General features: G+C 73.2%; 18 protein-coding genes. 6 read left to right on the top strand and 12 right to left on the bottom strand.

All coding sequences use genetic code 11. The features are described from left to right. The first annotated feature begins 9 nt into the window (after window positions 1-9). Window positions 10-1,446 carry a glycine hydroxymethyltransferase gene (locus BFV98_RS02930; protein WP_013286616.1) on the top strand — a complete coding sequence of 479 codons (1,437 nt, stop codon included), beginning with the start codon at window positions 10-12 and terminating at the stop codon, window positions 1,444-1,446. Between the two features lie 66 nt (window positions 1,447-1,512). Here BFV98_RS02930 and BFV98_RS02925 read toward each other — a convergent pair whose 3' ends face one another. The 6 genes from BFV98_RS02925 to BFV98_RS02900 all read right to left on the bottom strand — a co-directional run bounded on the left by BFV98_RS02925 (window position 1,513) and on the right by BFV98_RS02900 (window position 7,804). Next, complete coding sequence (locus BFV98_RS02925; RefSeq protein ID WP_013286617.1) at window positions 1,513-1,764, bottom strand: hypothetical protein; 252 nt, start codon at window positions 1,762-1,764, stop codon at window positions 1,513-1,515. 27 nt (window positions 1,765-1,791) lie between these two features. Continuing rightward, the gene (locus tag BFV98_RS02920) at window positions 1,792-3,135 is read right to left on the bottom strand and encodes a PLP-dependent aminotransferase family protein (RefSeq protein WP_071094795.1); all 1,344 of its coding nucleotides are present in this window, start codon (window positions 3,133-3,135) and stop codon (window positions 1,792-1,794) included. Between the two features lies 1 nt (window position 3,136). Then, window positions 3,137-4,240, bottom strand: a complete 1,104-nt coding sequence (locus tag BFV98_RS02915) for an alpha-hydroxy acid oxidase (protein ID WP_071098732.1) — start codon at window positions 4,238-4,240, stop codon at window positions 3,137-3,139. Then, window positions 4,233-5,207 (bottom strand): alpha/beta hydrolase, encoded by a 975-nt coding sequence (locus BFV98_RS02910; RefSeq protein ID WP_071094793.1) that lies wholly within the window; start codon window positions 5,205-5,207, stop codon window positions 4,233-4,235. Before BFV98_RS02910 ends, BFV98_RS02915 begins: the two co-directional genes overlap by 8 nt. Continuing rightward, complete coding sequence (locus BFV98_RS02905) at window positions 5,204-6,427, bottom strand: cytochrome P450 (protein ID WP_047892396.1); 1,224 nt, start codon at window positions 6,425-6,427, stop codon at window positions 5,204-5,206. Before BFV98_RS02905 ends, BFV98_RS02910 begins: the two co-directional genes overlap by 4 nt. Before the next feature lie 66 nt (window positions 6,428-6,493). Then, window positions 6,494-7,804, bottom strand: coding sequence for an SGNH/GDSL hydrolase family protein (locus BFV98_RS02900; RefSeq protein WP_071094791.1), 1,311 nt, complete (start codon window positions 7,802-7,804; stop codon window positions 6,494-6,496). A gap of 285 nt (window positions 7,805-8,089) precedes the next feature. Here BFV98_RS02900 and BFV98_RS02895 point away from each other — a divergent pair, with 285 nt between their 5' ends. The 5 genes from BFV98_RS02895 (at window position 8,090) to BFV98_RS02875 (ending at window position 12,677) form a co-directional block, all read left to right on the top strand. Further along, the gene (locus BFV98_RS02895) at window positions 8,090-9,652 is read left to right on the top strand and encodes a class I adenylate-forming enzyme family protein (RefSeq protein ID WP_071094789.1); all 1,563 of its coding nucleotides are present in this window, start codon (window positions 8,090-8,092) and stop codon (window positions 9,650-9,652) included. Then, window positions 9,649-10,869 carry an MFS transporter gene (locus BFV98_RS02890; protein ID WP_047892395.1) on the top strand — a complete coding sequence of 407 codons (1,221 nt, stop codon included), beginning with the start codon at window positions 9,649-9,651 and terminating at the stop codon, window positions 10,867-10,869. The genes BFV98_RS02895 and BFV98_RS02890 overlap by 4 nt, the downstream gene beginning before the upstream one ends. Before the next feature lie 64 nt (window positions 10,870-10,933). Next, a complete protein-coding gene (locus BFV98_RS02885) occupies window positions 10,934-11,326 on the top strand; it encodes an MmcQ/YjbR family DNA-binding protein (protein ID WP_013286625.1) in 393 nt (130 codons plus the stop codon). Further along, complete coding sequence (locus BFV98_RS02880) at window positions 11,323-11,955, top strand: HAD family hydrolase (protein ID WP_071094787.1); 633 nt, start codon at window positions 11,323-11,325, stop codon at window positions 11,953-11,955. The genes BFV98_RS02885 and BFV98_RS02880 overlap by 4 nt, the downstream gene beginning before the upstream one ends. A 41-nt stretch (window positions 11,956-11,996) precedes the next feature. Further along, window positions 11,997-12,677, top strand: a complete 681-nt coding sequence (locus BFV98_RS02875) for an SGNH/GDSL hydrolase family protein (RefSeq protein WP_013286627.1) — start codon at window positions 11,997-11,999, stop codon at window positions 12,675-12,677. 286 nt (window positions 12,678-12,963) lie between these two features. Here BFV98_RS02875 and BFV98_RS02870 read toward each other — a convergent pair whose 3' ends face one another. Genes BFV98_RS02870 through hppD form a run of 6 tightly spaced genes read right to left on the bottom strand, consistent with a single transcriptional unit; the run spans window position 12,964 to window position 19,070 of the window. Then, window positions 12,964-14,313 (bottom strand): hypothetical protein, encoded by a 1,350-nt coding sequence (locus BFV98_RS02870; RefSeq protein ID WP_071094785.1) that lies wholly within the window; start codon window positions 14,311-14,313, stop codon window positions 12,964-12,966. 3 nt (window positions 14,314-14,316) lie between these two features. Then, the gene (locus BFV98_RS02865) at window positions 14,317-15,282 is read right to left on the bottom strand and encodes an alpha-ketoacid dehydrogenase subunit beta (RefSeq protein ID WP_030268688.1); all 966 of its coding nucleotides are present in this window, start codon (window positions 15,280-15,282) and stop codon (window positions 14,317-14,319) included. Continuing rightward, entirely contained in the window at window positions 15,282-16,253 is a 972-nt protein-coding gene (locus BFV98_RS02860; RefSeq protein ID WP_071094783.1) for a thiamine pyrophosphate-dependent dehydrogenase E1 component subunit alpha, read from the bottom strand. The genes BFV98_RS02865 and BFV98_RS02860 overlap by 1 nt, the downstream gene beginning before the upstream one ends. Further along, window positions 16,250-17,047, bottom strand: a complete 798-nt coding sequence (locus BFV98_RS02855) for a DUF3050 domain-containing protein (RefSeq protein ID WP_013286631.1) — start codon at window positions 17,045-17,047, stop codon at window positions 16,250-16,252. Before BFV98_RS02855 ends, BFV98_RS02860 begins: the two co-directional genes overlap by 4 nt. 2 nt (window positions 17,048-17,049) lie before the next feature. Beyond that, complete coding sequence (locus tag BFV98_RS02850) at window positions 17,050-17,973, bottom strand: phytanoyl-CoA dioxygenase family protein (protein WP_013286632.1); 924 nt, start codon at window positions 17,971-17,973, stop codon at window positions 17,050-17,052. Continuing rightward, window positions 17,970-19,070: a 4-hydroxyphenylpyruvate dioxygenase gene (gene hppD, locus BFV98_RS02845; protein WP_013476571.1), complete on the bottom strand. Its 1,101-nt coding sequence runs from the start codon at window positions 19,068-19,070 to the stop codon at window positions 17,970-17,972. The genes BFV98_RS02850 and hppD overlap by 4 nt, the downstream gene beginning before the upstream one ends. Window positions 19,071-19,114 lie beyond the last annotated feature (44 nt).

Genomic DNA, 19,114 nt, shown 5'->3' with positions numbered 1-19,114 from the left:
GGAGGTCGCATGTCGCGCAACGCCGAGTCCACCGCCTTCCGCAGCGCGCTGGAGGTCGTCCGCGGCGTCGAGCCGCGCGTGGCCGACGCCATCGCCGCGGAACTGGCCGACCAGCGCGAGTCGCTCAAGCTCATCGCCAGCGAGAACTACGCCTCCCCGGCGACGCTGCTGGCGATGGGCAACTGGTTCAGCGACAAGTACGCCGAGGGCACGGTCGGGCGCCGGTTCTACGCCGGCTGCCAGAACGTCGACACCGTCGAGGCGCTCGCCGCCGAGCACGCCCGGGAGCTGTTCGGCGCGTCCCACGCGTACGTGCAGCCGCACTCGGGCATCGACGCCAACCTGGTCGCGTTCTGGGCGATCCTCGCCGACCGGGTCGAGTCCCCCGCGCTGCGCAAGGCGCAGGCGCGGCAGGTCAACGACCTCACCGAGGCCGACTGGTTCGCGCTGCGCCGCGAGCTGGGCAACCAGCGGATGCTGGGCATGTCGCTGGACGCCGGCGGTCACCTCACCCACGGCTTCCGGCCGAACATCTCCGGCAAGATGTTCGACCAGCGCAGCTACGGCACCGACCCGGCCACCGGCCTGATCGACTACGACCGGGTGGCCGAGGCGGCCCGCGAGTTCAAGCCGCTGATCCTGGTCGCCGGTTACTCCGCGTACCCGCGGAAGGTCAACTTCCGGATCATGCGGGAGATCGCCGACTCGGTCGGCGCCACGTTCATGGTCGACATGGCCCACTTCGCCGGGCTGGTCGCCGGCAAGGTGTTCACCGGCGACTTCGACCCGGTGCCGCACGCGCACATCGTCACCACCACCACGCACAAGTCGCTGCGCGGCCCGCGCGGCGGCATGGTGCTCTGCGGGCCGGAGCTGGCCGACCAGGTCGACCGGGGCTGCCCGATGGTGCTCGGCGGGCCGCTGCCGCACGTGATGGCCGCCAAGGCGGTCGCGCTGGCCGAGGCACGCCGCCCCGACTTCGCCGACTACGCCCAGCGGATCGTGGACAACGCGCAGGCGCTGGCCGACGGTCTGCTGCGCCGGGGCGCGACGCTGGTCACCGGCGGCACCGACAACCACCTGGTGCTCATCGACGTGTCCGGGTACGGCCTCACCGGCCGGCAGGCCGAGCAGGCGCTGCTGGACTCGGGCATCGTCACCAACCGCAACTCGGTGCCGCAGGACCCGAACGGCGCCTGGTACACCTCCGGCATCCGCATCGGCACCCCGGCGCTGACCACCCGGGGCCTCGGCGCCGCCGAGATGGACGCCACCGCCGAGCTGATCCACACCGTGCTCAGCCAGACCACGCCCGGCACCGGCCCGGACGGCGCACCGTCGAAGGCGAAGTACGTGCTGGACCCGGCCGTCGCCGAGTCCGTCGGCAAGCAGGCCGCCGACCTGCTCACGCCGTTCCCGCTCTACCCGGCGGTCGACCTGGGCTGAGCGCCCGGCCGACACGAAGCGGCACCCCGGGAGAAGGAGTCTCCCGGGGTGCCGGCGGTTCAGGGGTCAGCGCAGCGGGCGCTTCAGGTGGTAGCGGTGGACCTCGGTGCTGCCCTGCACGTTGTTCACGTCCTCGGCGGCGGAGACCAGTTCCCAGCCCTCCCGGCCGACCCGGTTGAGGTGCGCGATCGCGGTGTCGCCGTATGCCGTCACGTCGGTGCGTGACCCGTCCGGGCCGTACCACACGAACGAGACGTGGAAATTGCGACCCTGACCCTGATACCGACGAACGAGCAACGCGTACTCCCAGGCAACCATTCGTCCATTATCAACAGAGGAACGGCGTCAGGAAACACGCACTGTGCCGGAACCCTGACACTCCGGCGTCACTCCGGCGGCCATGGTGTCCGTGACCAGCGCGGCGAGCCGGTCCAGACCCAGATCGATCGACTCCGGTGTGACGGCGCTCACCGACAGCCGCAGCGCATCAACCGGCGTGCCTGCGTCGTAGAAGTGCGCCATCGGGGTCCAGAGCACGCCGTACTCACGCGCCGAGCGGTGCAGCAGCGCGTCGTCGACGGCGAACGGCACGCTCACCACCACGAAGAACCCGCCCGCAGGCACGGTCCACGAGACCGGGCCGCCGGCCGGGAAGCGCCGGGCCAGGCCGTCGACCAGGTGGCGCAGGTTGCGGGCGTACGCGGCCCGCTCCCGCACGTTCGCGGCCACCAGCGAGCAGTCGTGCGCCAGCAGCGCGCCGCCGATCACCGCCTGGCTGATCGGCGACGTGTTCACGGTGACCATGCTCTTGATCTTCGCGAGGTGGTCGGCGAACGGGACGACAGCGCCGTCGGCCTCCCCCACTCGCTGGTCGGCGACCACGTAGCCGACCCGGGCGCCGGGCAGCACGGTCTTGGCGAACGAGCCGAGGTAGACCACCCGCCGGGCGGTGTCCAGCGCCTTGAGCGTGGGCCGCCGGTCGGTGCCGTCGGCCGGGAACAGACCGTACGGGTTGTCCTCGATCAGTAGCAGGTCCTCCTCGGCGGCCAGCTCCAGCAGCCGCCGCCGTTGCGCGGTGTCCATGCTGACGCCGGACGGGTTGGCGAAGTCGGGCATCACGTAGCAGCCGCGGGGCCGCAGCCCCTCCGCGCGGGCCCGGCGCACCCCGGCGCGCAGGTCGGCCAGGTCGACGCCGTCCGGCCCGCCGGCCACCGGGCGCACCGGCAGGTCGACCAGGCGGGCCGCGCCGGTGAGCCCGACGTACGTGGGCGCCACCGCGAACAGCACGTCGGCCGGGCCGGTCCGCAGCGCGCGCAGCACCAGGAACATCGCCTCCTGGCAGCCGACCGTCACCACGATCGACTCCGGGTCGACGGTGAGCCCCTCGTCCACGGCGAGGTGCCGGGCGATCAGGTGGTGCACGATGCCCTTGGTGCGCCCGTACTGCAGCAGCGTCCGGTCCACGCCGGCCCGGTCCAGCCCGACCTCCTCGGCCAGGTGGCGACGGAAGCGGTCCAGGTGCGTGTGCAGCAGCGCGGAGTCGAAGAACTCCTCGTACGGCCGCCCGGCCGCCAGCGACACCGCGTCCGGGTAGTGCTGCGCCACCTCGTTGAGGAAGTTCATCGAGTTCAGCGCCGGGTCGCCGACGCTGCCGTGCAGCGCCGAGACGGCCAGGTCGACCGGTTCCACGTCAGCCTCCGATCCGGGTACGCAGCCGCCGGGCCGAGGCCGGGTCGGGGCAGCCGCTGAGGATGAGCGCGTCGCGCAACTCCGCCGCGAGCAGCGCCAGCGCCGCCTCAGCGCCGGCCCGGCCGCCCGCCGCGAGCGCCCAGAGCAGCGGCCGTCCGAGCAGCACGCCGTCCGCGCCGAGCGCCAGCGCGCGCAGCACGTCGACGCCGCCGCGGACGCCGCTGTCCAGCAGCACCGCGCACCGCTGGTCGACCGCCGCGACCACCTCCGGCAGCACGGCCGCACTGGCCGGGGCGGCGTCGAGCTGCCGTCCGCCGTGGTTGGAGACCACCACGGCGTCGACGCCGGCGTCCGCCGCGCGGACCGCGTCGCGCGGGTCCAGGATGCCCTTGACGAGCAACGGCGCCCGGGTACGCGCGCGCAGCCACTCCAGGTCCGCCCAGCTCAACGCCGGGGCGAAGACCGCGCCGGTGTGCACGGCCACCGCCGAGACGCCGGGCGTGCCCTGATGCGCCAGGTCGTCCCGGCCGCCGGGCAGGTTCGCGGCGGTGACGTGCGGCGGCAACGCGAAGCCGTTGCGCGCGTCGCGCAGGCGCCGCCCCAGCACCGGCACGTCCACGGTCACCATCACCGCCGCGCAGCCGGCCGCCTCCGCCCGGTCGAGCAGGTCGGCCACCAGCGCCCGGTCACGCAGCCAGTAGAGCTGGAACCACACCGTCGCACCGGTCGCCGCGATCTCTTCGATCGGGGTGCTGGACAGCGTGCTCGCCACGTACGGCACGCCCGCCGCGCGGGCCGCCGCCGCGAGCGCCGGCTCGCCGTCGGGGTGCAGCAGCCGCTGGTACGCCATCGGTGCGACAGCCACCGGCAACGCGGCCCGGCCGCCGGGCAGCGTCGCCTCGGTGGACGGGTCGTCCACCCCGGCCAGCATCCGGGGCAGAACCGCCACCCGGTCCAGTGCGGCCCGGTTCGCGGCAAGGGCGGTCTCGGTGCCGCTGCCGCCGTCGACGAAGTCCCACACGTCGGCCGGCAGGACCGCCCGGGCGAGCGCGGCGAACTCGGCCAGGCTGGCCGGTGGCACGAACCCGTCCGCCGGGTCAGCCATGGTCGGCACCCGTCGCCGCCCGGGCGTGCGCCGGGTCGAGCCCGAACGCGCGGCGCAGGAAGGCGGCGGCGCGTTCCTGGGCCAGCCGGCCGGCGTCGAACACGCCGGGCATGGCGAAGAACCCGTGCACCATGCCCGGGTAGTCGTCCGTCTCGGTGGGCACACCGGACTCGCGCAGCCGAGACGCGTACCGCAGGCCCTCGTCACGCAGCGGATCGTGCCCGGCGGTGATCACGAACGCCGGGGGCAGGCCGGACAGGTCCTCGGCGAGCAGCGGCGACGCGAGCGGGTGGGCCGCGTCGCCGGGGTCGGCGAGGTAGTGGCCGCGGTACCAGCCGACCGAGTGCCTGTTGAACAGCATCGGGTCCTCGTCGTCGGCCGGCCGGTGCCCGGGCCGCTGGTCGGTGTTCGGGTAGACGAGCAACTGGGCGGCGAGCCGGGGACCGCCGTCGGCGCGGGCCAGCAGCGTCACCGCGGCGGCCAGGTTCCCGCCCGCGCTGTCCCCGCCGACAGCCAGCCGGTCGGCGTCGACGCGGAACTCGGCGGCGTGCGCGGCGAGGTGCCGCAACGCGGCATGGCAGTCCTCCACCGCCGCCGGGAACGGGTGCTCCGGGGCGAGCCGGTAGCCGACGGTCACGGTCTGGGCGCCGGTGAGGTTGACCAGCCGACGGCAGATCCCGTCGGCCGTGTCGACGCTGCCGAGCGTCCAGCCGCCGCCGAAGAAGTAGACGAGCGTGGGCAGCGGTCCGTCGCCGTCCGGCCGGTGGATCCGCACCGGCAGCGGCCCGGCCGGGCCGGGCACCGTCGTGTCGCGTACCTCCGCGACCGGCTCGACCGCGCCGGAGCCGGCGCGGATCGCGGCGAGGTCGGCGGCGCGGGCCTCGGCGAGGGTCTGGGTGTAGAGCGGCACGGTGCCGGCGGCGGCCCTCGCGGCCCGCCACGCGACCACCTGCGGATCGAGTGTCATCCGGCCTCCCCGGTGGTGACGAAGAGTTTGTCGATACCGCGCAGGAACAGGCTCCCGCTGTACGTGTAGGGCTGGGTGACGGCGAGCCGGGGGAAGCGCGCGAACAGGCGCGGCAGCGCCAGCCGGCCCTCCAGCCGGGACACCGCCGAGCCGAGACAGAAGTGCAGCCCGACGCCGAAGGCCAGCGACGGCGGGCCGTCGCGGCGCGGGTCGAAGCGGTCTGGGTCGGGGAACCGGGCCGGGTCACGGTTGGCGGCGGCGATCAGCAGCAGCACGTTGTCGTCGCGGTCGATCGGCACCCCGCCGAGGTCGACGCCTGCGGGCGCGGAGCGGGCCAGGAAGTGCACCGGGCTCTCCATCCGCAGCACCTCCTCCACGCAGCCCCGGGCGAGCGCGTCGTCGCCGGGCAGCGCGGCGGTGACGTCCGGGTGCTCCAGCAGCAGTGGAAGGCCGTTGCTGAACATGTAGACGGTGGTGACGAAGCTGGCGTTGAACAGCACGATCAGATTGCTGATCAACTCATCCTCGGTGAGGTCGACGCCGCCCGCGTCGAGCACCTCGGCCAGCCCGCTGATCAGGTCGTGGCCGGGCGTACGGCGCCGGTGGGCGATCAGGTCCCGGTAGAAGACGCGCAACTCCTCGGCGGCCTGGTTGGCCCGGGCCAGCCGCTCCGGCGTCTTGCCGGACACGTCCATGTACTCGTCGATCCAGTCGACCCGCTGCCGGTACCAGGACAGGTCCGCCGCGGGCAGGCCGATGAACTCGGCCATCACCAGCGCCGGGACCGGGTACGCGAAGTCGGCCACGAAGTCCACCTCGTGGCCGTCCGCGCCCACCTCGGCCATGTGATCCAGGCGTTCGGCGACGATCCGCTCGATCACCGGCTCCAGCGCGCCGAGGCGGCGCGGGGTGAACGTCCTGGCGAACACCGCGCGCATCCGGGTGTGGTCCGGCGGGTTGACGAACATCATCGACGTGAGGAACGTACGCAGGATCTCCTGCTCCTCCCAGCCGGGCGGGAAGCCCTTGTACCAGCCGGGATCACGCAGGATCTGGTCCACCACGTCGTACCCGCCGGCCACCGCGCTCACGGTGCTGTGCTCGGCCCGGGCCGGAACGGCGTTGATCGGCCCGTGCTCGTGCAGGGCCGCGTAGAAGGGATACGGGTTCTGCCGGCCCTGCTCGCTGTAGAGGCCGGTCAGGATCTCACTGACGTCCACTGTCTCTTCCTCCCCAGGAAACGGCGGCGGGGGCGGCGTCGTGTCGACCGCCGCCCCCGCCCGGTGTCACAGTCCGAGCAGCTTCAGTGGTACGGCGTTCGCCATCACCGCGGCGCCCGTGTCGTTCGGGTGGATGTGGTCACCCGAGTCGTACGCCGGCAGCAGCCGGCTCGGCTGGGCCGGATCCCGCATCACCGCGTCGAAGTCGACGACGCCGTCGAACTCGGCGCGGCCGGGCCCGCGCAGCCAGGTGTTGACGGCCTGCCGGGTGGCGTCCTTCTCCGGGGTCCACACGCCCGGCCCGCCATTGCCCTCGTACGGCATGAGCGTGCCGGCGATGCTGGTCAGGCCGCGCGCCTGGACCTGCTGGTTGAGCTGGCGCAGCGTGGCGATGATCGCCTCCGGGCTGTCGCCGTTCATCCAGATGTCGTTGATGCCCAGGTGGGTGATGACGGTCCGTACCCCGGTCTGCGGGAACACGTCCTCGTTGAGCCGGGCCAGCGCGTTCGGGCCCAGCTCGTAGTAGCCGGGGAAACCGCCCGCGCCGGGCTCGGTGCCCTCGTGGTTGAGCCGGTTGCCGGCCAGGCTGAGGTTGAGCACACCCGGGGTACGCGGCTCCGGGCGGGCGTCGATCAGCCGCTTGGCCAGGAAGTCCGGCCAGCGGCGGTCGGCGTTGACGGTGCTGCCGTTGCCGTCGCTGATGGAGTCACCCAGCACCACCACGGAGCCGGGCGTGGCCTTGCGCTCCACGTCGATGCCGGACAGGAACATCCAGCAGCAGTTGGGCCGGATGGTGAAGCCGGTGCCGTCGGCCGCCGAGGTGAGGTCGGTGGCGCCGATGAAGTTGGTGACCTTGGACTGACCGTGGAACGTGACCGGCCCGGTGAGCACCGGGAAGTACAGGGTGACCACCAGGTCCTCCTGCTCGGTCACCGGGAAGTTGACCGGGTCGCTGAGCAGTTCGGCGCCCTTGTTGATGGTCGCCGTGCCGGCGCCGGAGAACGTCAGCTGCCGGATGCTGGCCGGGACGATGTCGGACAGGTCATCGGGGGTGGCGGTGTTCGGCCGGGCGATGGTGGCGCTGCCGACCTGGACGGCCTGCTGGCCGTAGAGGTTGGTCAGCCGCACCCGCAGGCGCGGCCCGCCCACCGAGGTCTGCACTGTCATCCGAATGCTCTGGTTGTTCAGGCCGGTCTCGGTCAGGCCCACGGTGTTCCCGCGGGTCACCGCCGCGGCCCAGGTTCCGGCCCACTCGGCGCGCCCGTGCCCGGCGCGGTCGTTCCCGGTCGGGCCGGCGCTCGCGGTGACCGCCGGGGTGGCGGCGATCAGCAGCGTTACGGCGGAAGCTATGACGTGCCATCTCTTCGGGGTCGGCATCGATCCTCCATGGTCGGCAGCCCCGGGCGTGACGCGGTCGGCGGCACCGGCCCGGGCGATGGACCGGAAACTAGCTTCCGGCCGTGACGAGCGTCAATCAACCTGATCGACATGATCAAATGCCCGGGGGGCGTGACGCAGCGACGATCGGCTCTGTCCGGCGTGGACCGCGGCTGCCTAGGCTCGGGGCTGGCGGCGGTGCGGTCGCCGACCCTGGCACCTGCCGTCATGTCCCGGCCCTGACCTGGCCGGACGCCGCTCGCGGACCATGATGGGGGCTGCCCGATGACCGACCGGCCGAACTATGTGCACGAGGCGCTGGAGCTGTTCGCCGGGTTCGGCGACCGGGAGGCGCTCGTCGGCGGCGGACGCCGCCTCACCTACCCCCAGGTCGCCGCGCAGGTGCGCGGCCTGGCCGCCGCGTTGCGTCACCACGGGGTACGCCCCGGCGCGGCGGTGCTGGTGATGCTCGGCAACACGGTCGAGGGTCCGCTGCTGCAACTGGCCCTGCACCTGCTGGGCTGCCGGAGCATGTGGGTGGCCCCGGTGACCTCGCGGCGGGAGGTCGACGAGTTCGTCGCGCTGTCCGCGCCGGAGGCGTTCGTCCACGACCCGCGTGACGCGCAGGCGGTGGAGGTCGCGGCGGGCCTGTCCGGCGTACCGGTGCTCTGCCTCGGACCCGGCGGCGCCGGACCGGACCTGACCGCCGGGGCCGCCGGGCCGGCCGCGGAGCTGCCCGCCGAGGTGCCGGCGCCGGAGTCGATCCTGCAGACCAGCGGCACCACCGGCACGCCGAAGCTGGTGCACCACCGGGAGAGCTTCTACCGGCAGGTGCTCGCGCTCGCCGCCGACTTCCGGGGCGCCGGGTTCCCGCTGCTGCGGCACCTGTCGCACTCCCCGATGTGGCTGGCCAGCGGCCAGATCACCACGTTGATCAACCTGTTCACCGGCGGGGTGCTGTTCCTGCGCGAACAGTGGGATCCGGCCGCGTTCGTCGCCACGGTGGACGCCGAACGGCTGACCTCCACGTTCGTCACCCCGCCGATGCTCTACGAGGTGCTCGACCACCCCGACCTGCCGGGCGCCGACTTCTCCGCGATGTTCATGTTCAACGTGGGCGCCGGGCCCGCCGCGCCGGCCCGGCTGCGCCAGGCCATCGCCCGCTTCGGCCCGTGCCTGCGCATCGTGTACGGGCTCAGCGAGGCGGTGGTCATCTGCGCGCTGCCCGGGCTCACCGAGGACCCGGAGCACCCGGAGCGGCTGCGTTCCTGCGGCCGCCCGTACGGCGACGTGTCGGTGGAGATCCGCGACGCGGGCGGGCGGGTGCTGCCGGCCGGCGAGGACGGCGAGGTGTGGGTGCGTACCAAGCTGAGCTTCGCCGGCTACCACGGTCAGCCGGAGCTGACCGCCGAGACGCTCGTCGACGGCTGGGTCCGCACCCGCGACATCGGGCACCTCGACGCCGACGGCTACCTCTACCTGGTCGACCGGTTACAGGACCGGATCCTCACCCGGCAGCGCAGCTGGCCGATCTACTCCCGCCCGATCGAGGACGTGCTCGCCGGCCACCCCGAGGTACGCGCCGCCGCCGTGATCGGCGTACCGGACCCGGTGGCCGGGGAGCTGCCGCACGCGTACGTGGTGCCCGCGCCGGGCGCGTCGGTGACCGGCGACGAGCTGATCGCGCTCGTGGTCCGGGAGCTGAGCGAGACGTGGGCGCCCGGCGCCGTCGAGTTCGTCGACGCGCTGCCGCTGAACCGGTCCGCGAAGGTGGACAAGCGCGCCTTGCGGGCCCGGTACGCGGCGGCCCACCCGGCCGGTGCCGACCCGATCGGCAGTCCGGCGTGAACCCGCGCCGGGAGTTGTACACCCTGGTCGGCGCCGACCTGCTGTCCAACCTCGGCACCCGGATCTCGGTGGTCGCCATCCCCTGGCTCGTGCTGGAGACCACCGGCAGTCCCACCAAGATGGGGCTCGTCGCGGCGGCGGAGACGCTTCCGTACATGCTCTCCAGCGCGCTCGCGACCCCGTGGGCGGACCGGTTCGGGGTACGCCGTACCTCGGTGTTCGTGGACGCGGCGAGCGCCGTCGCGATGGCCGTGGTGGCGCTGGCGCCCTGGCTCGGCTTCGGCACGCTGCTGGTGCTGGTGGCGATCGCCGGCGGGCTGCGCGGCATCGGCGACCGGGTCAAGCACGTGCTGTTCAAACCCGCGGCCGAGCGGGCCGGGGTGCCCCTGATCCGGCTCACCAGCGCCTACGACGGCCTGGCCCGGGGCATGACCTTGTTCGGCGCGGTGCTGGGCGGACTGCTCATCGACTGGGTCGGGCTGACCCGGGCCATCTGGATCGACGCGGCCACGTTCGCGGTCTGCGCGCTGCTGATCGGCGTGCTGGTCCGGCCGCCCGCACCGGCGCAACCGGCGCCCCGGGAGCCGTACCTGCGGGCGCTGCGCGGCGGCTTCGCGTACCTGCGCACCGACCGGACGCTGATGACCATGCTGATCGTGGTCTCGGTGTCGAACATGTTCGCCAACGCCAGCGTCGCGGTCTGGATCCCGCTCTGGGTCAACCAGGTGCTCGGCGACCCGGCCGGATTCGGTCTGCTGCTGGGCGTCTTCTCGGCCGGCGCGCTGCTGGGCAACCTGCTGTTCACGATGTTCGGCACCCGGCTGCCGGCCGGGACGACGTTCGCGCTCGGGCTGACGCTCAGCGGCGCGCCCCGGCTGCTCGCGCTGGCGCTCAGCGACGACCTGGTCGTGGTGCTCGTGGTGACGTTCCTGTCCGGCATCGGCATCGCGGCGGTGAACCCGCTGCTCGGCGCCGCGCTCTACCAGCGGGTGCCGGGCGAGCTGCAGACCCGGGTGCTGGGCATCTCCGGCTCGGTGGCGTTCCTCGGCCTGCCCGTCGGCGCGCTGCTCGGCGGCTGGTCGGTGGCGCTGCTCGACCTGACCCCGGCGCTGCTGGTGATGTCGGTGGTCTGCCTGGTGCTGACCGTGGGGCCACTGCTGCTGAGCCGCGCGTCCCGGCGCCCGGCCACGGAACCTGCCGCGCCCACGCCGGTCTGAGCCCGCCGGTCTGAGCCCGCCGGTCCGGGCCGCGGTGTCGGGGGTCGGCGGTAGGGTCGGGGCCATGGCGACCTGGGAAGACGTGCGGCGCATCGCGCTGGGCCTGCCCGAGACCACCGAGCGACCCACGTACGACGAGGCGCCCGCCTGGCGGGTCCGCGACAAGTCGTTCGTCTGGGAGCGGCCGCTGCGGCGCGGCGAACTCGATGCGCTCGGCGACGCCGCGCCGGACGGCCCGATTCTCGGCGCGCGGGTGCCCGACCTGGGCGCCAAGGAGGCGCTGATCGCCGACGACCCGGCTGTCTACTTCACCACGCCGCACTTCGACGGATACCCGGCGGTGCTGGTCCGGCTCGACCGGATCGGCGTGGACGAGCTGACCGAGCTGGTCACCGAGGCGTGGTATGCGCGCGCCCCGAAGCGGCTCGCCACGGCGCACCGGGCGGAGAACGCGTGACCGGCCCGGTGGACGCGATCGTCTTCGACATGGACGGCACGCTCGTCGAGTCGCACGCGGTGGTGCCCGCGGCGTACCGGGCGGCGGTGCGGGCCGGAGGCGGTCCGTCGTACACCGACGCCGAGGTCATCGCCGGCTACTCGATCGGCTCCCCGGCGGACCTGCTGGCGCACCTGCTGCGGCGGCCCGCCTCCGGCGAGGACCTGGACCGCTACCACACCGAGCTGGATGCGCTCGCCGGCCGGGTACGCGTCTACCCCGGCGTCGCCGACGCGCTCGCCGAGATCGCCGCCCGGGTGCCGGTCGGCGTGTTCACCGGCGCGAGCCACCGGGCCGCCGAGATCCTGCTCGACCGGGCGGGCCTGCTCGGTCACTTCGAGGTCGTCCTCGGCGGGGACCAGGTCGACCGCCCCAAACCGGCGCCCGACGGCGTGGAGGCGGCCTGCCGTCGGCTCGGCGTGCCACCCGGCCGCGCCGCGTACGTGGGTGACTCACCACTGGACGTACGCGCCGCCCGGCGCAGCGGCGCGGTCGCGGTCGCCGCCGCGTGGGGTCACCAGTACGACCCCGACGAGCCCGCCGACCTCAGCCTGGGCCGGCCCGGGGAGCTGCTGGCCCTGCTGGGCTGAGCCTCTTTCCCGGCGTGGGACGCTCGGCTAGCCTGCCGGGCATGCCATCGACGTTGACCGAGGCGACCGACCCGTGGTGCCTGCGCCCGGGAGAGGCCGCCGACCTGCTGCGCGGGCACCCGTGGCGGCGGTTCGTGGTGCTGGGTGACAGCGTCGCGGAAGGACTGTGCGAACCCGCCGACGGCTACCCCGACCTCCAGTGGGCCGACCGGATCGCCGCCGAGCTGCGCGCGATCCGGCCGGAGCTGGCCTACCTGAACCTGGGCCGGCGCGGACTGCGCGCGCACGAGGTCCGGGCCACCCAACTGGCCGGCGCGCTGGCCTTCGAGCCGGACCTGGCCCTGGTGGTGTGCGGCGGCAACGACGCGTTCCGGTCCGCCTACGACCCGGACGCTGTCGACGCCGAGCTGACCGCCATGATCACCGCGCTACGGGAGGCGGGCGCGGACGTCATCACCGTGGGCATGTTCGACGTGTCGCACAGCCCGGCGGTGCCGGACGCGCTGCGCGCGGGCCTGGGCGAGCGGATGCGCCGGCTGTCCCGGCACACCCGGGCCGTGGCCGAGTGCCTGGGCACACTGCACGTCCACCTGACCGACCACCCGCTGGTGGCCGACCCGTCGCTGTACAGCAGCGACGGCCGCCACGGCAGCGCCCGCAGCGACGCGGTAGCCACCGCCGAAACCCTGAAGGTCCTCTCCACCCACCTCCCCCACCCCTGACCCACCCTCCCCCCGGCTCCGCGCAGCGCCGCGCCCCGCCCCGCCCCGCCCCGCCCCGCCCCGCCCCGCCCCGCCCCGACGATCATGAGGTTGGCGGCGCTGAGCGTCCGATTTGTTCCCGTCAACTTCATGATCAGCGGGGTCAGGGGGCGAGGGTCAAGCGCCGACCCCGGATCCACCTTGTTGACCAAGGAGTTTGGGTCGCTGACACGCCCCCGTGAGGACCCAAACTCCTTGATCAACGCTGGGAGTGAGGGGGAACGGGGGTGGACGGGGATGGAGCGGGTCAGTCCGTGAGCAGGATGCCGGTCAGGAGGACGCCTCTCGCCAGGTTGAGGACCTCGTCGCACCCCGGGTAGCCCACCCGCGCCAGCGCGCCTGAACCTGTGCGGTCGAACAGGTACGGGGCGAGGCTGTACGGGACGTCGGCGGTGACCGTCTCACCGGTCTCGATCTGCACGAAGTCCATCGCCACCCGGTCCGCCTCGTGGTAGCGCTGAAGGATGTTGCCGCCCTCCGCGATCGCAGCGCGTACCCCGTCCGCCCACGCCACAGGTGTCATCTCCCGGCCGATCAGCACGCCGTGCCCGGCTGATCCGCCGGCCGGCTTGGCGACCAGGTCGGCCTGTTCGGCGAGCGCCCGGTCGAGCTGGTCGGCGGTGAGCGCCACGGTGTGCGGCACGTACCGGCGGATCAGCGTCCGGTCGTCCTCCGGCAGCAGCTCCAGGTCGTCCCAGAGCCAGGCGTAGTTCAGCTTGTTGCTGAGCAGCCAGGCGGCGCTGCTGACGAACATCGGCAGCGTGCCGGCGGCGAGCGCGCCGGCCACCGCGTCCAGCCCGGAGCTGGGGGTGACCCGGTTGGGCACGAACAGCCGGAACAGGGCGTCCACCGGGGCGCCGCCGACGACCAGCCGGTTCTGCCCGTCCAGGGTGGCGGTGGCGACCGGGGCGATGACCAGGTCGATGCCGAACGGGCGGGCCTGGTCGATCAGCGGGGACAGGATCCGGATGAACGTCTCCGGGTCGTCCAGCCCCGGGTAGTCGGCGTCGAAGTCCATCAGCAGCGCCACCCGGGCGCCGTCGGGCAGGCCGAGTGTGTCCCGGATGGCCACGAACCGCTGGTCCAGCAGGGACGGCGCGGGTCGCGCGCCGTCGAGCAGGTCATGGGTACGGTACAGCTCGGCGTACCGCTGGATCACGGTGTCGGCGTCGAAGCCGCCGCCGAGGCTGCTGTCGATGTTGTACTCGACGATGCACGGCACGCCGCCGGAGAACAGCACGTCCGGCCGGTACGCGGCGAGCAGCCCCTCGTGCAGTTCCTCGTCCGGGTCGAGCAGCCGGGTCTCGCCGTCCGGCACGTCGAGCAGCAGGCGCAGCTCACCGGCGGTGCGGGCGCGGCGCCGGCAGGCCTCCAGGATGAGCTGGGCGATGCGGTCGCAGACCTCGTTCAGCTCGCGGAACGCGTCGGCGGTGAACACGGGCGGGCGGGCCAGCCGCCACTGCTTGTTGTACGTGGCCCGGCCGTGGAAGATCTTCTCCCAGGCCACGGCGCCGGTGGTCACCATCGCGGTACGGGTGGACTCGGGCAGGTCGGTCCACGCCTGGCCGAGCGGCGGCCACGTGTAGTTCGGGTCCATCGTTCATCCGTCCTTGAGGGTCAGTTGGATGGCGGCGGTGAGCTGGTCGCGGCCGGGCTGCACGGCCCGGTCCAGGGCTGGCGCGAAGGGCAGCACCGCGCCGTCGGGGCGGGTGACCCGGCGGGGTGGCGCGGCCAGCCGGACCCGCTCGACCACCGTGGCGATGATCTCCCCGGCGATGCCGCAGGAGCGGTTGCCGTCGTCGACGACCACCAGCCGCCCGGTGCGGCTCACCGACTCGACCAGCCCGTCCCAGTCGAACGGGTAGAGCGTGCGGGGGTCGAAGACCTCCACCGACGCCTGGCCGGCGAGTTCCTCGGCGACGGCGAGCGCGTCGTGCACCAGGTGCCCGACCGCCACCACTGTCACGTCGGTGCCGGCGCGGCGGACGATCCCCCGGCCCAGCGGCACGGGCACCAGGTCGGTGACGTCGGCGCGCAGGTCCAGGGCGCCCGCCGGGGCGAAGACCACCACCGGGTCGTCGCAGCGGATCGCGGAGACCAGCAGCCCGTACGCGTCGGCCGGGGTGGCCGGTACGACTGTGGTCACCCCGACGTGGGCGAACAACGCGTACGGGTGGTCGGAGTGCTGCCCGGCCCAGCCGGTGCGGGAGCCGGAGCCGGGCACCACGTAGGTGACCGGCACCGCGCACTGGCCGCCTGTCATGAGCGGGAACTTGTGCGCGTGGTTGACGATCTGCTCGAAGACCAGGAACAACAGCGACGGGATCTGGAACTCCACCACCGGGCGGGCTCCGGCCAGCGCCGCGCCGGTGGCGAAGCTGGTGAACGCCTGCTCGGACAGGGGGGTGTCGCGGACCCGTTCCGGGCCGAACTTCTTCAGCAGGCCGGTGGTGACGTTCGCGGCGGCCACCCGGATGTCCTCGCCGAGCACCACGACCGAATCGTCGCGGGTCATCTCGTCGGCGAGCGCCCGGGTGAGCGCCCTGCGGTAGGAGAGCCGGGGCATCAGCCACCTCCGGTCCGGGCGGTGAGCCCGCTGGCGTACAGGTGGTCCAGGGCGGTCGCCGGGTCGGGGTGCGGCCCGGCGAGCGCGTAGTCGACGGCGGCGTCCAGTTCCGCCTCGACGGCGGCGTCCACCTCGGCCCGTACCGCCGGGTCGAGCCGTGCTCCGGCGATGTCCACCGGATCGCGGGACCGGCCCTCGGCCACCTCCTCCGGCGGCCGGTAGTCGAGGCGTACCTGATGTTCGAAGGTGTGGTGGGCGTCGAAGCGGTAGGTGCGGGCCTCGACCAGCTCGGGTCCGCCGCCGGCGCGCATCCGCGCGACGGCGGCGGCGGTGACCTCGCGTACCGCCTCGGGGTCCTGCCCGTCGACGACGGCCGCCGGCATGCCGAAGGCGGCGGCCCGCCCGGCGATGGTGCCGGCGACCGCGCCGTCGACCGGCATGGTGGTGGCGTAGCCGTTGTTCTCGCAGACGAACAGCACCGGTATCCGCCAGAGCGCGGCCAGGTTGAACGCCTCCAGGAGCATGCCCTCGTTGACCGCGCCGTCGCCGAAGAAGGTGGCGCCGACGATGTCGGCGCCACGCCGCCGGCGCTCCCACACCGCTCCGGTGAGGATCGCCCCGGCGGCCCCGACGATGGCGTTGGCGCCGAGGACGCCGACGCCGAAGTCGGCGGCGTGCATCGACCCGCCCCGGCCCCGGTTGAGCCCGGTGACCCGACCGCACAGTTCGGCCAGCATCCGGGCCGGGTCGGCACCCTTTGCGAGCACGTGCCCGTGCCCGCGGTGGGTGCCGGTGACCAGGTCCTCGCGGTCCAGCGCCGCGCAGACGCCGGCGGCGATCCCCTCCTGACCGAGGTACGGGTGGATACCGCCGACGATCTCCCCGGCGCGGACCAGCTCGATCGCGCGTTCCTCGAAGCGGCGGATCAGCCGGACCGTCCGGTAGAGCCGGAGCGGGTCGGAGCCGGTCACGCCGGACGGCCCTCCTTGACGGCGGCGAGGATGTCGTCCCAGAGGCGGGCGCGGGCGGCGAGCGCGGCGTTCACCGTGTCGGCGCACTCCTGCCACTTGGTGTCGTCGTCGCCGCACAGGTCGGCCAGCATCTGCATGGCCATCGGGGTGTGCTGCTCGCCGTCGACCTCGATGTGCCGCTCCAGGTAGTCGACGAACTTGTTGAGCCGGTTGCTGCGCTCGTTGACGGCGACGACCTGGGTGAACATCTCGGGGATGAGGTCCTCGCGGCCGAACGCGAACGCCGCGGCCTGGCAGTGCACAGGGGTGGTCTCGATGATGCGCCAGGTGGTGCCGGCGAACGCGGCGGACGCCGCGGGGACGCCGGCGGCGCCGAGTGCCTCGGTGACCGGGGTGCCGTCGCGCAGCAGGTCGACGAGCTTGTTCACGGCTGTGGTGTCGGCGCCGGCCTCGGTCATGCCCTGCACGTACAGCTCGAAGTGGCTGATGTAGCCGTCGCCGAGTTCGTCGCTCTCCTCGACCATGACGATGTCGTTGATGAGGCGGCGGCTGCCGGTCGGGCCAGTCGGGATCCACGGCACCGTGACGCAGGTGAGCTGCCGCTGCAACGACTTCAGCAGGGACATGAAGTCCCAGACGGCGAAGACGTGGTGCTCCATGAACGTGACGAGCGCGTCGTGGGTGTCGAGGTTGGCGTAGAGGGGGTGCTTGACCACCACGTCGCGGCGCTCGGTCACCGCCCGCTCCAGCCGCTCGATGCCCGGGTGCGTCTTACCCCAGTCGTACCGTGACATTGTCAGCCTCCCTGCTGGGCGCGGTCGCGCCAGATGACCGGGCAGTAATCGGGGTCCGCGTAGTCCGGCCGGCCCTCGTGGGTGCGGCGGACCAGCACGTCGTGGTTGTACGCGGCGAGGGTGCCGTCGGAGAGCGGATACTCCCGCCAGGCGTTGTCGCCGTCCTGCAGGTGCAGCGAGACGGCCCGGCGGGGCCGGCCGCTGACGTTCGCACCGCTGCCGTGGTAGGTGCGGCAGTGGTGGAAACTCATGTGTCCCTTGGGGATCACCATGGGGATCTTGCGGATTTCGGCGCCGTTGTACGCGGCGTTCTCGGCGAGCATCACCTCGAGCTGGTCGCGGTCCCGGTCGGCGAAGTGCCGCACCACCGTGTCGTCGGCGCCGATCTCCCGCCAGCGGTGGGAGCCGTCGACCATGGTGATGGTGCCCATCTCCTCACCGCAGTCGTGGAAGGGGATGAACGCGGTGAGCATGTTCTCCGACGACGAGGACGCCCAGTAGTGCTTGTCGAAGTGCCAGGGCACGATGTTCGACGGCTCGCCGGCGATCGGCGGCTTCCAGATCAGCGTGGACTGGAAGATCCGGATCTCGGCGGCGCGGGCCAGCCGGGCGGCGACCGCACCGATCAGCGGCTTGCGCAGGATGCGGGCGATGCCGTCGTGCTCGTGGTGGACGTAGTCGTTGTGCCGCTGCACGTCACCCTTCGAGGGCTCCCAGTAGGCCAGCTTCGGCGGGCGTACCGGCAGGCGGCGGTCACGGTCCCCGGCGTAGTAGCTGTCGGTGGCGGCGACGAGCTCGTCCACCTCGTCGTCGGTGAGCAGCTTCTTCGACAGGTACCAGCCGTGCTCGGCGTAGTGCCGGACGTCCTCGTCGGAGGGAAGCAGCGCCTCCTCCTCGGCGGTCAGCCCGGGATCGATGGTGGTCATGCCCCAGCCCCTCCGGCCGCGACGCCGGGGGTCGCCCCCGCCGCGGCCAGCTCGCGTTCCTTCGCTTCGTAGAGCGCCTTGATGTTGCCGCTGCCGAAGGTGCGCGCCCCGCGCCGCTCGATGAGTTCGAGGAAGAGCGTGCGGCGCACGTGCATCGACTCGGTGAAGATCTGCAGCAGTTGCCCGTCGTGGTCGGAGTCGACCAGGATGCTCAGCTCGCGCAGCCGGTCCACCGGCGCGTCCAGCCGGCCGACCCGCTGCTCCAGCCCGTCGTAGTAGGCGCCGGGCGTGCTGGCGAACCGCACCCCGCGCCCGGCGAGCGCGCCCACGGCGGTGACGATGTCGTCGGTGCGCAGGCCCAGGTGCTGCACCCCGGCCCCGGCATGCCAGCGCAGGAAGTCCTCGATCTGCCCCGGCCGGGCGCCGGTGTCCGGCTCCAGCAGCACGAAGGTGACAGTCCCGGACGGGCTCTGCACCACCTTGGAGTTCATCGCCTGGCCGGCGACCTCGATGTGCTCGGTGAAGATGTCGGCGAAGCCGAACACCTTCTCGTAGTGCGCGACGGTCTCGTCGAGCTGCCCCGGCGGCACGCAGATCGCCAGGTGGTCCACCTCGGCGAGCAGCGTGTCCGTGCCGTCGGGCGCGGTCACCGGCTCGATCGCGCCGGGCAGGAACACGCCCGGGTCGCCGCGCCGCTCGACGAGGCGGTGCACCACGTCGCCGAAGCCGCCGACCTCGGCCACCACCACCTCGGCGTCCGCGCCGGTGAAGGTGCGCGGCGGGCTCAGCGCCGTCGCACCGCGGTCCACCAGCTCGGCGTACGCCCCGGCGGCGTCGTCCACGGCGAGCGCCACCACGGCGATGCCGTCGCCGTGCCGGTGCACGTACGTGGCAGCCGGGTGCTCGGCGGACAGTCCGGTGGTCAGCAGCAGCCGGATGCCGGCCTGGGCCAGCAGCAGGGAGCGCTGCCCGTCCAGCCCGGTCTCCGGACCGCCCTGCCCGCACAGCCGGAAACCGACCGCGTTGTCGAAGTAGAAGGCCGCCTGCCGGGCGTCCCCCACGTACAGTTCGAGATGATCTATCCCGTTGATGGTCATGGGCTTCCCCTGTTCCCCCCGTGATCGCGACCCGGACGGACGCC

It is taken from the genome of Micromonospora sp. WMMB235 (assembly GCF_001855515.1).
GTDB classification, from domain to species: domain Bacteria; phylum Actinomycetota; class Actinomycetes; order Mycobacteriales; family Micromonosporaceae; genus Micromonospora; species Micromonospora aurantiaca.
The sequence above is the reverse complement of the archived record's forward strand: the minus strand, read 5'-3'. Positions and strand labels throughout refer to the sequence as shown.

Coding starts and splice junctions, on each gene's coding strand:
- hppD (WP_013476571.1), bottom strand. CDS start 19,070: ATGACCATCAACGGGATAGATCATCTCGAACTGTACGTGGGGGACGCC.
- BFV98_RS02915 (WP_071098732.1), bottom strand. CDS start 4,240: ATGGCTGACCCGGCGGACGGGTTCGTGCCACCGGCCAGCCTGGCCGAG.
- BFV98_RS02930 (WP_013286616.1), top strand. CDS start 10: ATGTCGCGCAACGCCGAGTCCACCGCCTTCCGCAGCGCGCTGGAGGTC.
- BFV98_RS02925 (WP_013286617.1), bottom strand. CDS start 1,764: ATGGTTGCCTGGGAGTACGCGTTGCTCGTTCGTCGGTATCAGGGTCAG.
- BFV98_RS02850 (WP_013286632.1), bottom strand. CDS start 17,973: ATGACCACCATCGATCCCGGGCTGACCGCCGAGGAGGAGGCGCTGCTT.
- BFV98_RS02870 (WP_071094785.1), bottom strand. CDS start 14,313: ATGGACCCGAACTACACGTGGCCGCCGCTCGGCCAGGCGTGGACCGAC.
- BFV98_RS02910 (WP_071094793.1), bottom strand. CDS start 5,207: ATGACACTCGATCCGCAGGTGGTCGCGTGGCGGGCCGCGAGGGCCGCC.
- BFV98_RS02855 (WP_013286631.1), bottom strand. CDS start 17,047: ATGTCACGGTACGACTGGGGTAAGACGCACCCGGGCATCGAGCGGCTG.
- BFV98_RS02885 (WP_013286625.1), top strand. CDS start 10,934: ATGGCGACCTGGGAAGACGTGCGGCGCATCGCGCTGGGCCTGCCCGAG.
- BFV98_RS02895 (WP_071094789.1), top strand. CDS start 8,090: ATGACCGACCGGCCGAACTATGTGCACGAGGCGCTGGAGCTGTTCGCC.
- BFV98_RS02865 (WP_030268688.1), bottom strand. CDS start 15,282: ATGCCCCGGCTCTCCTACCGCAGGGCGCTCACCCGGGCGCTCGCCGAC.
- BFV98_RS02900 (WP_071094791.1), bottom strand. CDS start 7,804: ATGCCGACCCCGAAGAGATGGCACGTCATAGCTTCCGCCGTAACGCTG.
- BFV98_RS02875 (WP_013286627.1), top strand. CDS start 11,997: ATGCCATCGACGTTGACCGAGGCGACCGACCCGTGGTGCCTGCGCCCG.